The 13,758-nt window shown below is 63.2% G+C and carries 11 protein-coding genes; 4 read left to right on the top strand and 7 right to left on the bottom strand.

The features are described from left to right. A partial coding sequence (locus RUW20_RS10440) for a YgiQ family radical SAM protein (RefSeq protein ID WP_313952143.1) occupies positions 1-1,967 on the bottom strand: 1,967 nt, incomplete at its 3' end. A gap of 186 nt (positions 1,968-2,153) precedes the next feature. Here RUW20_RS10440 and RUW20_RS10435 point away from each other — a divergent pair. Further along, positions 2,154-2,609: a hemerythrin domain-containing protein gene (locus RUW20_RS10435; RefSeq protein WP_313952142.1), complete on the top strand. Its 456-nt coding sequence runs from the start codon at positions 2,154-2,156 to the stop codon at positions 2,607-2,609. 175 nt (positions 2,610-2,784) lie between these two features. On the opposite strand, the gene RUW20_RS10430 is transcribed toward RUW20_RS10435, so the two are convergent. The 6 genes from RUW20_RS10430 to RUW20_RS10405 form a co-directional block, all read right to left on the bottom strand. Next, positions 2,785-3,828, bottom strand: coding sequence for a M14 family metallopeptidase (locus RUW20_RS10430; protein WP_313952141.1), 1,044 nt, complete (start codon positions 3,826-3,828; stop codon positions 2,785-2,787). Positions 3,829-3,844: 16 nt separating this feature from the next. Then, entirely contained in the window at positions 3,845-5,266 is a 1,422-nt protein-coding gene (locus RUW20_RS10425) for a glutamate-cysteine ligase family protein (protein ID WP_313952140.1), read from the bottom strand. Positions 5,267-5,418: 152 nt separating this feature from the next. Beyond that, positions 5,419-6,288 carry a DMT family transporter gene (locus tag RUW20_RS10420; protein WP_313952139.1) on the bottom strand — a complete coding sequence of 290 codons (870 nt, stop codon included), beginning with the start codon at positions 6,286-6,288 and terminating at the stop codon, positions 5,419-5,421. Between the two features lie 6 nt (positions 6,289-6,294). Beyond that, entirely contained in the window at positions 6,295-7,266 is a 972-nt protein-coding gene (locus tag RUW20_RS10415; RefSeq protein ID WP_313952138.1) for a threonine dehydratase, read from the bottom strand. A 122-nt stretch (positions 7,267-7,388) separates the two neighbouring features. After that, positions 7,389-8,156, bottom strand: coding sequence for a phosphodiesterase (locus RUW20_RS10410; RefSeq protein ID WP_313952137.1), 768 nt, complete (start codon positions 8,154-8,156; stop codon positions 7,389-7,391). Positions 8,157-8,294: 138 nt separating this feature from the next. Continuing rightward, entirely contained in the window at positions 8,295-8,897 is a 603-nt protein-coding gene (locus RUW20_RS10405) for a MarC family protein (protein ID WP_313952136.1), read from the bottom strand. Between the two features lie 491 nt (positions 8,898-9,388). Between RUW20_RS10405 and RUW20_RS10400 the strand changes: the two genes are divergently transcribed. From RUW20_RS10400 to RUW20_RS10390, 3 genes are read left to right on the top strand one after another with little or no spacing between them, the layout of a single operon-like run. Beyond that, positions 9,389-10,384, top strand: coding sequence for an oxidoreductase (locus RUW20_RS10400; protein ID WP_313952135.1), 996 nt, complete (start codon positions 9,389-9,391; stop codon positions 10,382-10,384). 34 nt (positions 10,385-10,418) lie between these two features. Beyond that, entirely contained in the window at positions 10,419-11,561 is a 1,143-nt protein-coding gene (locus tag RUW20_RS10395; protein WP_313952134.1) for a GGDEF domain-containing protein, read from the top strand. Positions 11,562-11,604: 43 nt separating this feature from the next. Then, on the top strand, positions 11,605-13,506 hold the full coding sequence (locus tag RUW20_RS10390; RefSeq protein ID WP_313952133.1) for a propionate--CoA ligase: 1,902 nt from the start codon (positions 11,605-11,607) through the stop codon (positions 13,504-13,506). Positions 13,507-13,758 lie beyond the last annotated feature (252 nt).

Here is a 13,758-nt window from a genome sequence, read left to right as displayed (position 1 = left end):
TCCACCGCCCCGGAAGCGCGGCTGACCTTGTGCAGCGGGTTCTTCTGGCTGTGATACATCGCCGTGGCGATGGCCATCGGCGTCGGCAGGAAAGTCTGCACCTGGTCGAGACGAAAGCTGTTGCGCTTGAGCCACAAGGCCAGGTTGAGCATGTCCTGGTCGGTGGTTCCCGGATGGGCGGCGATGAAATAGGGAATCAGGTACTGCTCCTTGCCCGCCTCTTTCGAGAACTTCTCGAACATCGCCTTGAACTGGTCGTAGGAGCCCATGCCAGGCTTCATCATGTGCGCCAGCGGCCCCTCTTCGGTGTGTTCGGGGGCGATCTTGAGATAGCCGCCGACGTGGTGGCTGACCAGTTCCTTGACGTACTGGGGGTCGCGCACGGCGAGGTCGTAGCGCAGGCCGGAGCTGATCAGCACCTTCTTTACCCCCGGCACTGCCCTCGCCTTGCGGTAGAGATTGACCAGCGGGGTGTGGTCGGTACCGAGGTTCTCGCAGATGCCGGGAAAGACGCACGACAGGCGGCGGCAGGAGGACTCGATCTTCGGGTCCTTGCATGCCAGGCGATACATGTTGGCGGTCGGCCCGCCGAGATCGGAAATGATGCCGGTGAAACCGGGGGTCTTGTCGCGGATTTCCTCGATCTCGTGCAGGATCGACTCCTCGGAGCGGCTCTGGATGATGCGCCCTTCGTGCTCGGTGATCGAGCAGAAGGTGCAGCCGCCAAAGCAGCCGCGCATGATGTTGATCGAGAAGCGGATCATCTCGAAAGCCGGGATCTTCGCATCGCCGTAGGACGGATGCGGCCGGCGCTGGAAGGGCGAGGCGAAAACGCCGTCCATTTCCGGCGTGCTCAAGGGGATCGGCGGTGGGTTGAGCCAGACGTCGCGTTCGCCGTGCCCCTGGATCAGCGCGCGCGCGTTGCCGGGATTCGATTCGATATGGAAGGTGCGCGAGGCGTGCGCATAAAGCACCGGATCGGCGGCCACCTGCTCGTACGACGGCAGGCGGATCGCCGTCCGCTCGCGGTCGAGCTTCGGCATGCGCTGATGCAACTGGAACTGGATCTTGATCACCTGCGTGCGTGGCTGTGCGGTGGTCGCGGCGGTCGCCGCGGCCGCGTCCGGGGTTGACGACCTTGATGCACAGGTGGCTTCCTTGCCGCTATCCGGGGTCATCGCATACGGGTCGGGGTGGCGGACCAGCGTTCCCGGCGTATCGACCTCCCGTGAATCGATTTCGGCCCAGTCGCCGCCCGGCAGGCAACCACGCGGCACCATGAAGGCAGTGCCGCGCAGATCGCGGATTTCGGCAATGCTTTCGCCGGCCGCCAGGCGGTGTGCGAGTTCGACGATCGCCCGCTCGGCGCTGCCGAAGATCAGCAGGTCGGCTTTCGAATCCGGCAGCACCGAGCGGCGCACCTTGTCCGACCAGTAGTCATAGTGGGCGATGCGGCGCAGGCTGGCCTCGATCGAGCCGATCACCACATTGGCGCCAGAGTAAGCCTCGCGACAACGTTGCGCGTAGACAACCACCGCGTGATCGGGGCGCCGGTGCGGCTCGGCGTTCGGCGTGTAGGCGTCATCGGAACGCGGCTTGCGATCCGCAGTGTAGCGATTGACCATCGAATCCATGTTGCCGGCGGTCACGCCGAAGAACAGATTCGGCTTACCGAGCGTCCGGAAAGCGCTGGCCGACAGCCAGTCTGGCTGGCTGATGATGCCGACGCGAAAGCCCTGCGCCTCGAGCAGGCGACCGACCAGGGCCATGCCGAAGCTCGGGTGGTCGATGTAGGCGTCGCCGGTAACCAGGATGATGTCGCAGGAATCCCAGCCGAGCTCGTCCATTTCGGCCCGAGACATCGGCAGGAAAGGCGCCGTGCCGAAGCGGCTGGCCCAGTACTTGCGGTACGAAAAGAGATTGCGGGGGGCGCTACGCGGCGCCTCAATGCTGGCAACAGGGTTCATGGGCTGGGGATTCTACAGGAACAGGCCGCTGCTCGACGTGAGCCCTGCTCGGGCGCGGCGCCGATCGAGCCTGGCAGCATCAAGGTATTTGCCTGACTTAACGTCTATTTTCTGGAATTTTTCGTTTCCTCTTCCTATACTACGGCGATAACAAGAAACGCAGATTCTTGCCCGAGGAGACTTGCCATGGAGATCGGTCCTTCCCCGCTACTGCCGGAAGCCCTGTTGGTTGATTTGCCGGAGGTGGACGCCCAGCATGAAGAAATCTTTACCTGTATCGAGTCGATCAAGTCAGCCTGCTTCGAAAGTGCGTATGTGCCGATCAACGAGCTGCACGCGTTGATCGAACTCTTCGAACGGCATTTCAGCACCGAGGAACGAATTGCCAGGGAAGCTGGAATGGAGTTCGCTGACCACACCAGGATCCACCGTGACACGGTGCGCCTGCTGCGCAAGGGATTCGCCGATATTCTCGCTGGCGAGCATGAGACGCATCCCTTCCTGCGTTACGCCGAGTACTGGTTCGAACGTCATATCAAGGAAGACGACAAGGAGTTCGCCGCCACCCTGCGGGCGAGAATCTTCACCATCCCCCCCAACCACTGGCCAGCGGTCAATCATTCGTTTTCCGCTCGCGCCTGATCACCCGACTGCCGTGCATCACCCGCAAGGGTCACGGCTGTATCTGCAACAGCCAGCCATTCCGGCAACAAGCCGCAAGCCCACCAGCTCATGATCCTTCTCTCGACGTAGAGGGATCATGACGTGATTGGCGGGCCGCTGACGCGCCGCCGCCCCGCCCCGCGCTCTGCCTGCCCTACACCCTTCCGCTCCACAGGCGGGCAGCGCTTTCGGAGTGCGGGAAGGGAATCCGTTCCATCAGATAACACAGGCAGTCCTGCCGTACGACACGTGCGTCCAGCGTCAGCATGGCCGGCGTCGATGCCCGTCGCAGGCTGATGGTGCCGTCACCGCAAGCGAAGAACTCTTCGGTCACGTCGCGCCGACTCTCATCGCGCACGTCGAGCGGGAACGACAGCTGGCTGCGTCCGAAGGCTGTACCGGGGTCGAGCTGGCGGAAGTTCATGTGATCGAGCCGCGGGTCGAAGTCGATATCGGCCAGCGCGTCACCAAACCCGAACGACACCGTCGCCGGGATCCGTACCGTTGCCACCGTGTGATAGAGATCAATGTCGTGCTCGTGCACGTCGTGGGCTGGAAACTGCGCCAGATGCAGGCAGGCGTCGACGAAACTCGCAGCGTGCGCTTCGTTGACCGGCACGCCCGGTTTGCCGCATTCAACCGTCAGCGCCGGGCAGAGCGACGAGAACGCAGTCGTCTGCGACCCGGCCAGGCCTCGGAACCAGACCACCGTACGCGAAAACAGCAAGGCCAGATGCAGGACCGCCTGATCAAGGGTGTTAACCACGCAGTAGAGCGGGTTGATGCCGGTATTGTTGTGGATATCGATGGCCGCGAAAACACCGCGCTCCGCCATCATCCGATAGACCTCACTCATTGCCGCGTGCTCTGGCGAACCGGCATGCAATTCGGTGCCCGGCCAGACGCGGTTGTAGTCGGGTTGATGATCGAGCCGACGCAGACCTTCGCGTGCCGCCGCGACATTGCCGATCAGGATCGACATCGCCCGCGGCAACTCACGGTCGGCATACCCACGCAAGACGCTCTGCAGGGCGACCAGGCCGCTGTCTTCATTACCGTGCTGGAGCGCTGAAACGAGCAGCGGCGCACTGCGCCGGCCAGGCAGGTGGATCAGGGTCGGTCCGGACAACAAACGATGGAGTTCGCGGGCGGGAGTGTCGAGAAAAGCTTCGGGTAGGGCTTCAAGTACGGTCAACATGGATGGCGGGACTAGCTCATATCGGCCACTCATGCACGGGCATGAAACGGCTCTGATGTTCAAGATAATCGGCAGTAAGCCGGAAGAAATCCTGGTGCTTCGCGTAGTGCGCGAGTTGCCAGGCGGCGCCATTCTGGCGGCTATGTAGGCGTCCAGCAATGACTTCGAGATAACGTTCGATGTCGGCGCTGGCCAGATTCAGTTCGCTCAGCCCTTCGCGCGCAAGGGGCAGAAGTTCGCGCAACAGGAGTTCGGCGACATTCTCGTTGCGACCGTTCAGCCAGACCAGCTGCGCCTCCAGACCGTAACGCGCGGCACGGTAGAAATTATCGCGCGCGACAGCAAAAGGCAACTGTGATTCGGGTGAACCGGCCAGCCTGGCGAGCAGGCGCACCACACCGTAATAGAACGCCGCATTGGCGATCATGTCGACCAGGCTCGGACCGGCAGGCATCACCCGCTGCTCCACCCGCAAGTGCGGCACCTCGTTGGCGTCGAAGCCGATCAACATTCGATTCCAGCGCCAGATGGTTCCGTTGTGCAGACGCAAATGGGCGTACGAGGACAGCGGCCCCGGCTCTTCGTAAGGCAACAGGATCGGATAGGCCGACAGGTTTTCGGCGAAGCAGGTGGTCGGGTCGTCATCGAGATAACCCGAACCGAAAGTGACACGCATGTGCTCGGGATGCCCGGGTTGACAGCAGTCGACGGCCTGCTCGAACAAGGGAATCCGCGTCTCGTGCCAGAGCGCTCGCCCGAACAGGAACGGCGAATTGGCGGCCAGCGCGACCAGCGGTGCGGCGAGCATCAGCGACGCGTTGTAGGTGCGCGCCACCTCGGCTGCCGGGGTCTGCAAATGCACCTGAAAGGAGGTCGTCGCCGCCTCGAGCATCACATCGTCGTGTGTCGCGGAAAGCGTGTCGATTCCGGCGATATCGAGCGCCAGCGGCCGCCCACCGCGTAGCCGCAGGATCTGCTCGTTGAGTGCCGCGTAGCGCTTGAACGGCGACATGCTGGCCAGCGACAGATCACGCTCGCGTAGCGTCGGCAGGGTTCCGATGGCGATCAGCGCAGCGCCTTCTTCGTTCGCCGCGCGAATGCACTGTTGCCAGGTCGCCTTGAGTTCGTTCTCCAGTTGCGACAGCGCCGTACCGCGCAAGGGTTGTGGCGTGCCGTTGATCTCGACGTTGAACAGCGAGAGCTCGGGCACCACCAGCGGATTATCCATCCGTTTCAGGAAGGAGACGTTACGCGGCACCGGAAAAAAATGCTCGTCGACAAGCCAGGCCTCAACTTCGAAACCCGCCACCAGTCCCTCTTTCGCGAACGCTCCGCTTGCGAAAGCTTCGCGGGCGTGCGCGGTCTCGGCTTCGAGGCGCCTGCCGAAGCGCGCGAAGTCATCCTCCGTAAAACCGTCGCTGCCAATTTCCTTCCCCATCGGCCTCCCCTCAGAGTGTGCTGCATGCCTCGCCGTTTGCCAGCGGAGTCCAAGCGCAAGCCATCATGATAGCTTGCGGTAGATCAAGTTCTCGGCACAGGTGCACAATGGCCCGTTCGGTCTGCGCGCGTTCGCGCCACGCCGGCACCCGCTCACGCCGTGCCCACCCGCATGCTGCGGCCGACAGCCACGGTCAGACACACCAGCACGGCAAACACCAGCGTCATTGTATCCACCGATTCGCCCAGCAAGACCGCCGCCGCGACCAGCGTGAAGAATGGTTGCAGCAGTTGCGTCTGGCCGACGCGCGCGATTCCCCCCAGCGCCAGCCCTCGATACCACGGAATGAAGCCGAGAAACTGGCTGACCAAACTGACATAGAGGAAAGCAAGCCACGCGCCAAGTGAAACCTCGACGCTGCCGGGTAAAAACAGGCTGGCCGGAATCACCAGAAAGGGCGCGGCGATGACCACCGCCCACGAAATGACCTGTACGCCCCCCAGCGATCGAGCCAGGCGGGCGCCTTCGGCGTAGCCGATGGCGGCACTGCCGACCGCCGCAAGTAACGCCAGATCCGCCCAACTGATGGTCCCCGCACCTTTGCTCAGGGAGAAGGCAACGACCAGCAGCGTACCCAGCACTGCCATGCCCCAGAAACCGGCCGAGGGACGTTCTCCCGTCAGCAGTGCGCCGGCAGCGGCGGTCGCCAGCGGCAGCACGCCGAGCATGATGCCAGCGTGTGAAGCCTCGACCTCGCGCATCGCCAGGGCGCTGAGCACCGGGAAACCGAAAGCGATGCCCAGGGCGACCACGATCAGGGACTTCAGCTGGGCCCGGGTGGGCCAGCCACGGCGGCTGATCAGCAGATAGATTGCGGCTGGCAGCGCAGCGACCACCACCCGCCCCATACCGACAAAGATCGGACTGAGCGAGGCCACCGCGGCACGCGTCGCCGGCAGTGTCAGGCTGAACGCGGCGACCCCCAGCAGGCCCAGCCACATCCCCCTGGTTTCGCTGTTCATCGCTGCTCAGCGGGCAGCGAAGGAGCGGCCACCGAGGACCTTGGCAAACAGCTTGCGGTCGACATTGCCGCCCGACAGGACCACACCGACCCGGCGCCCGGACAATCTCGCTTTCTCCTGCAGCGCTGCGGCGAGCGGCGCCGCTCCCGCACCTTCGGCCACATTGTGCGTGCAACTGAAAATGACGCGCATCGCCTCGGCGACCTCACCGTCACTGACCTCGACGATGCGGTCGACACTGCGCCAGATCACCTCCAGCGCTTCCGGCTGCGGCGTGCGGCACGCCATGCCGTCGGCGAGCGTGGTGGTGACCGGTGCTTCGCGGAGTTGTCGGGCGATGAACGAGGCTGCATAGGCCGGTGCCTGCGCCGACACCACGCCGACCACCTCGGTCCTCAGCCCGAGCGCATCGCGCGCCGCGATCATGCCGCAGATTCCCGACCCGAGGCCGATCGGCACGTAGACGGTCGCCAGATCTTCCACCACACTCAGCAGTTCCAGGGCATAGGTAGCGACACCGGTGAGCAGCAGCGGATGGAAAGCCGGAACCATGTGCAAGTGCTGCTCCTCGGCCAGACGGGCGGCGTGCTCGCGCGCCGCCTGGAAATCCTCGCCATGCTCGATCAGTTCGACGCCGAGCGCGCGCATCGCTGCATTCTTCTCGACGCTATTCCCCTGCGGCACGACGATGCGCGCCGCCAGGCCGTGCCGCCGGGCAGCAACCCCTACCGACTGACCGTGATTGCCACGGGTAGCGCTGATGACCCCCTTGACCGCTGCCGCGCTGGCCAGATTGGCGAAATAGACCAGGCCGCCACGCAGCTTGAAGGCACCGACCGGGGTATGGTTTTCGTGCTTCATCCACACTTCGGTGCCGAGTTCCTGGCAAAGCAGCGGCCAGCAATACTGCGGCGTCGCCGGCATGCAGGAGTAGACGATCTGCGCTGCGGCTTCGATCTGTGTCAGATTCGGGAGCATGTGATCAGGCGTTCCGCAGGTGAGTTCTTCGCCGGCAAGGGCTCGCCAGCGGCTGGATTTCCCCTGCCCTGGCGCCGTGTTCCGGCCGCTGTCGCTTGTCCATTGGCGCGGCCAAATCCGCTCTAATGCCGGTAAACGTGGGTGGTCGACATTTCTGCCGGGACATAGTGTGTCAGCAGCCGCTCGCCCGGAAACCAGTCGTGCGCCAGGTAGCCTCCCGGCTCCAGCGTATAGGCCAGCGGTCCGTCCTGGAGCGCGATCTGGTGTGCCGGCGAAGGCGCTGTCCTCGCCGGCCGACCGGCGAAGCTGGTGCTGACAAAGCGATGCACATGCCCGCAAAGCAGTGCCTCGACCGCTTCATGACGCGCCAGCCATTGCGCCAGAGCGTCGTCCCCACGGCAGCGAATGGCGTCCATGCCGCTGATGCCCACCAGGAAAGGCGGTTGGTGCTGCGCAAGCAGCACCCGTCTGCTGTCCGGGCAGGCCTCCTCCAGCCAGTCCAGTTGCGCGGCGGCGACTTCGCCCCACTCCTCGCCGGGAACGACGGTATCGAGCAACAGCAAGGTGCCGGCATCGACATCGATGCGCTGGCAACACAGCGATCCGGCACACCACGCCTGCTCGGGAAAAGCCGCCCGCAGGCCGGCGCGGTGATCGTGATTGCCGGGCAGCAGGGCGTAGGGGAAAGGCAGTGAATCAAGCCGGTCACGCAACAGGGCATACTCCGCCGGCGCGCCCTTGCTGACCAGATCGCCGGTAATCAGCAGCAGATCCGGGGCCGGCGAGGCCAGCACACGGCGCAGGGCCCGGTCAAACGCCGCCAGCGTATCGACCGATCCGTAGAGCGGCTGGCAGCTGAGATGCAAATCGGAAAGCTGAATGATTCTCATGGCCACAGCTTAACAAAAAACCGACGCTCTCACCGGCAAACGCTGGCTCGGCGCCGTGCCGCCGCCAGCTGCGCTCGTCAGCCAAATCCGGACCCGATCAACGACCCCATCGGCCCGGCACCCGCGGTGGCCGGGAGCTCAACTGCTCGCCAGCTGCATGACGAAGGTCTTGACGCCGCGGAGCATCATTTCAATTGACACGGCGACCAGTACCAGCCCCATCAGGCGCTCCAGGGCGACCACGAAACGTTCGCCGGCGACGCGCTGAATGCGCTCGGCAAGCACCAGCACGACGGCACACACGGCCATCGTGATGCACAGTGCGCCGATCCATTCCAGCCGCCGATCAGGCGCCTGCGAAACCAGCAGCAGCACGGTGGCCAGCGCCGATGGCCCGGCAATGGCGGGAATTGCCAGCGGCACGATCAGCGGCTCGCCGAGGGTGTCAGGGACGTCCGCAGCCGGCTGCGGGAAGATCATGCGCAGCGCGATCAGGAAGAGGATCACCCCGCCGCCGATCTGCAGCGAGAGTTCGCTGAGATTCATCAGCCGCAGGAACGCATCGCCGACGAACATGAAGGTCAGCAGCAGGACGAAGGCGATCAGCACCTCGCGCAGGATCACCCACGGCCGGCGCTCGGGGGGGACATTGCGCAGCGCATTGGCGAAAATCGGGATGTTGCCGATCGGATCGGTGATCAGGATCAGCAGAATGGTGGCCGAGGCGAAGGTGTAGTTCATGGTCAGACTCCCTCGGTTTTTCCTCTGGCAAAGGGCAAGTTTCATGCTACCAGTTTTTCCTGACACTGCACTCTGATCCAGTGTTCGAGGAACTTTGGCAAACGGAATTTCGCGGGAAGCTCACTCATGCCTGAACTGGAAAACACGCCCCCGGTGAAGCAGCGCCTTTGCCAGAAAGTAACTCAAGTCGCCACCGCAAGCCTCCAAGCTGAACGGGTGATGCTCTGCAAATGGGCCCGAGGCCGGCAATCCACTGTGCTGCACTGCACAGTGGATTGCCGGAACAAACAAGGTATATTGCCTGTCGCCGCTTTCCCGGCCTGGCCGAAGCGCTTTGCGGACGGTGGTCGGGGCGGCCTCGAATGGCCTTGGCTGACGGCCCGAAGTCCGGAGCTTTGTGTTTATAATCGGCGATTATCCTTGGCGCGGGCGCTTCTGGCCCGCCGTCGTTGTGCCAAATCGACTCATACAACCACACGGAGTGGGCGCACATGAATCCCTTCAAAGCGTTCCTGATCGAGGAAAAAGACGGCGTCACGCGAGGCGACTTCGTCAGCATGGACGAAGCGCAACTCGACCCGGGCGAAGTGACGATCAAGGTCACCTACTCGAGCGTCAATTTCAAGGATGCGCTGGCGGCGACCGGTGCCGGCCGAATCATCCGCCGTTACCCCTGTGTCGGTGGCATTGACCTTTCGGGAACGGTTGTCGCAAGCACCGACCCTCGCTTCAGTGCCGGCGACGAGGTGATCGCCACCAGCTTCGACATCGGCGTCGCTCACCACGGCGGCTACGCCGAGTACGCCCGGGTGCCCGCCGAATGGGTAGTCCCCCTGCCCGCGGGTTTATCGCTCTACGACGCCATGGCCCTGGGTACCGCCGGCTTTACGGCCGCGCTTGGCGTCGTCCGCATGGAGCAAAATGGCCTCGAACCGAGCAAGGGCCCGCTGATCGTCACCGGCGCCAGCGGTGGCGTCGGTAGCCTGGCAATCGACATGCTCGCGCAGCGCGGCTATCAGGTCACTGCGCTGACCGGCAAGGAAAATGAAGTCGATTATCTGAAGAGCCTGGGCGCGGCGCAGGTGATGCTTCGTTCGTCGCTCGATCTATCGCGCATCCGGCCGCTCGATAAAACGCTGTGGGCGGGAGCCGTCGACAACCTCGGGGGCGAGGTCCTTGCCTGGATCGCCAGCAACATGAAGCAAGGTGGAACGATTGCCAGCATCGGCCTGGCGGCCAGCCCTTCGCTCAATACCACGGTAATGCCCTTCATCCTGCGCGGCGCCTGCCTGCTCGGAATCGATTCGGGCTATATCGGCGAGCCCTATCGAAGCGGTATCTGGCAGCGCCTGGCGACCGACCTGCGACCGCAGCATCTACCGACGCTGACGCGCAGCATCGGTTTCGACGAGTTGCCCGGCATCTTCGACGACTTCATCAAGGGTCGAGCGCACGGCCGGGTCGTCGTCGACATCGCAGGTGCGTGAATCGCGCAGCAGCTGATACGGATCGCGAGACACCATGGATAATCCGGGCCAACAGCCTCGCATCCTGATTGTCGATCAATCGCCGAGCGTCCGTGCGGCGCTGGTCGAGCGTCTTCGTGACGAGTACCGTTTTCGTGAGGAAGTCGATGGCGAAGGCGCCTGGCAAGCCCTGGTTCTCGACAACTCAATCCAGTTGCTGATCTGCGCACCCTCGTTGCCGGTACTTGACGACGATGGCCTGCTGGCGCGCGTTCGTTCGTCCAGATTGGCCCGCCTGCGTCAGCTACCGGTGCTGATGATCGCCGACGACAATGAAGCGATCAACGAACGCGCGCGGCTGCTCGGGACCACCGACTTCATCGCCAAGGGCATCGGCACCAGCGAAATGCTCGCACGCATCGACTCGCAACTCCGCCTGGCACAGGCACACAACGAACTCAGGGAGAACCCCGAACGCGATACTCAGCACCGCGACACCGGACTGGCGACCCGTGAGCGTCTCGGCGTGCAGGCAGCCCGGGCGATATCGCACGCGACACGCCATCACAGTCCGGTGAGCATCCTGGTCATGGGTTTCGACAACTTCGACGCGCTGCGCGAGGAGCACGGCGACGACCTGGTGAAGGAACTTCAGAAGCGTTTCGCGACCATGCTGACCAGCACAGTGCGCACGGAAGACCGCCTCGGCCACTACTCCGACAGCGATCTGGCGGTGGTTTCGCCCGGCACCCCGTACCCGGCCTGTGAGGCTTTTGCCAACCGCCTTCGCGAGGCCTTTGCGCTGGCCAAGATTGCCGTACGCGGCAAACGCCTGCAGCTGCTGGTCAGCATCGGTGTCGCCAACGCTCCCGTTGATCAGCCAAGTTCGGCGCGGTCCTTGCTCGATCTCGCTGCCGAGCGCCTAGGCAATGCCCGAAAAGCTGGTGGTAACCGCGTCATTGCCTGTCGCCAGGAACCGTCAAGCACATTACCGGCACTACAGCTCGGCCAGGCAATCAGCCTGATCAAAGCCGGACACGAGGACGCGGTAGTCCCGCATCTCATTCATCTCGGCAAAGAAATACTTCCCTTTCTCGAGTTGCTGGAAAGGGAGTTGAAGTTGGGTCTGCCTTTGGCAGATATCCGAAAAAGGACGCTGGACCGGGAGCAGCAGTGCCAAGATACCCGGCAAGCGTAGTTTCCACTGGAGCAGGTGGTTCACATTTTGAAGAGGGAGTCTCATGACGACAGTTAAAGAGTTTCACAAGCAATCAATCGACAATCCGGACGCCTTCTGGAGTGAAGAGGCAAAACTCATCGACTGGCACAAGCCGTTCAGCCAGACACTCGACTTTTCTCGCCCGCCCTTTGCCAAATGGTTCGTCGGCGGCGAAACCAATCTTTGCTACAACGCCGTTGATCGGCACGCAGCGACGCGGCCGAACGACCGGGCACTGGTCTTCATCTCGACCGAAACCGACGAGGAAGTGGTCTATACCTTCGCCGAACTGAAAGCCGAAGTGGTGCGCATGGCGGCGGTCATGCAGAACCTCGGCGTCAGCAAGGGCGACCGCGTCCTGCTGTACATGCCGATGGTTGCCGAAGCCGCTTTCGCGATGCTCGCCTGCGCGCGCATCGGCGCCATCCACTCGGTGGTCTTCGGCGGCTTCGCCTCCGGATCGCTGGCCACGCGCATCGATGATGCCGAGCCGGTACTAATCGTTTCTTCTGACGCCGGCATGCGCGGTGGCAAGGCAGTGCCCTACAAGCACCTGCTCGACGAGGCCATTTCCCTGGCTCAACACAAGCCGGCGAAAGTCCTGATGATCGATCGCGGCATCGACAAGGGCTTCAACAAGGTCGCCGGCCGTGACGTTGATTACGCCAGCGAACGCGCCAAGGTCATGGACGCTGACGTGCCGGTCGTCTGGCTGGAGTCGTCCGAGCCGTCGTACATCCTGTACACGTCCGGCACCACCGGCAAGCCGAAGGGCGTGCAGCGCGACACCGGCGGCTACGCCGTCGCCCTGGCGGCGTCGATCAAGAACATCTTTTGCGGCGAAGCCGGCGAGACCTTCTTCGCCACTTCCGACATCGGCTGGGTCGTCGGCCACTCATACATCGTCTACGGGCCGCTGCTGGCCGGCATGGCCACGATCATGTACGAAGGCACGCCGCTGCGCCCCGACCCGGGCATCTGGTGGCAGATCGTCGAGAAGTACAAGGTCAGCGTCATGTTTTCGGCGCCGACCGCGGCGCGCGTGCTCAAGAAGCACGACACCGAATACATGCACAAGTACGACCTGTCGACGCTCAAGCACCTGTTCCTCGCCGGCGAGCCGCTCGATCAGCCGACGCACGAATGGCTGATGGGCGAACTCGGCCTGCCAGTGATCGACAACTACTGGCAGACCGAAAGCGGCTGGCCAATGCTGTCGGCGATGCCCGGTGTGGAGAAGACCGAAATCCGCTTCGGCACGCCGAGCTTCCCGGTCTATGGTTACAACCTGAAGATCTTCCGCGAAGACGGCACCATCTGCGATCCGGATGAAAAGGGCATCGTCGGCATCCTGCCACCGCTGCCGCCAGGCTGCCTGTCGACCGTCTGGGGCGATGACGACCGCTTCGTGTCGACCTACTTCACCCTCTTCCGCGAACCGCAGGTCTACTCCTCGTTCGACTGGGGCATTGCCGACAAGGACGGCTATCACTACATCCTCGGCCGTACCGACGACGTGATCAACGTTGCCGGCCACCGTCTTGGCACGCGCGAGATCGAAGAAGCGATCCAGGGACATTCAGCAATCGCCGAAGTCGCCGTCGTCGGTGTCGCCGACAAACTCAAGGGTCAGATGCCGATGGCCTTTGCGGTGGTCAAGAACGCCGACAGTATCGCCACACCGGAACTCGTCGCAGCGCTCGAGAAAGCAGTGATGAAGAAGGTCGACGAAAGCCTCGGTGCGATCGCTCGTCCGAGCCACGTGCACTTCATCAGCGTGTTGCCGAAGACCCGTTCGGGCAAGCTGCTGCGGCGGATGATCCAGGCGCTCGCCGAAGGTCGCGACCCGGGCGATCTGACGAGCATCGAGGATCCCAAGGCCCTCGAACAGCTGCAGAAAGTGATCAGCGCCGCCAAGGCCTGATCGACGCCAGGCCGCTGAGCAATCAGCGGCCAAGGCTTGCAGCATTTACCTGCCGCCCAATCGGGCGGCATTTTTTTTGCCCTGCTCGCGGGACGAACGACAAAAATCGCCGACCGCCGACGAAAAGACCCTAAAGAAAGCATGTTTTATTCCGTTAGAACTGTTATCGGTCGCCGCTCAGCGCAGGAAGCGCGCCTCTCGAGACGATGACGATTCGATAGCGGGAAAGCCCTCGCGACCAGGCCAGCGGCC

Source organism: Accumulibacter sp., from assembly GCF_032229525.1.
In the GTDB taxonomy this organism is placed as follows: Bacteria; Pseudomonadota; Gammaproteobacteria; order Burkholderiales; family Rhodocyclaceae; genus Accumulibacter.
Note: the sequence above shows the minus strand (reverse complement) of the source record. Positions and strands in the feature narration are given on the sequence as shown.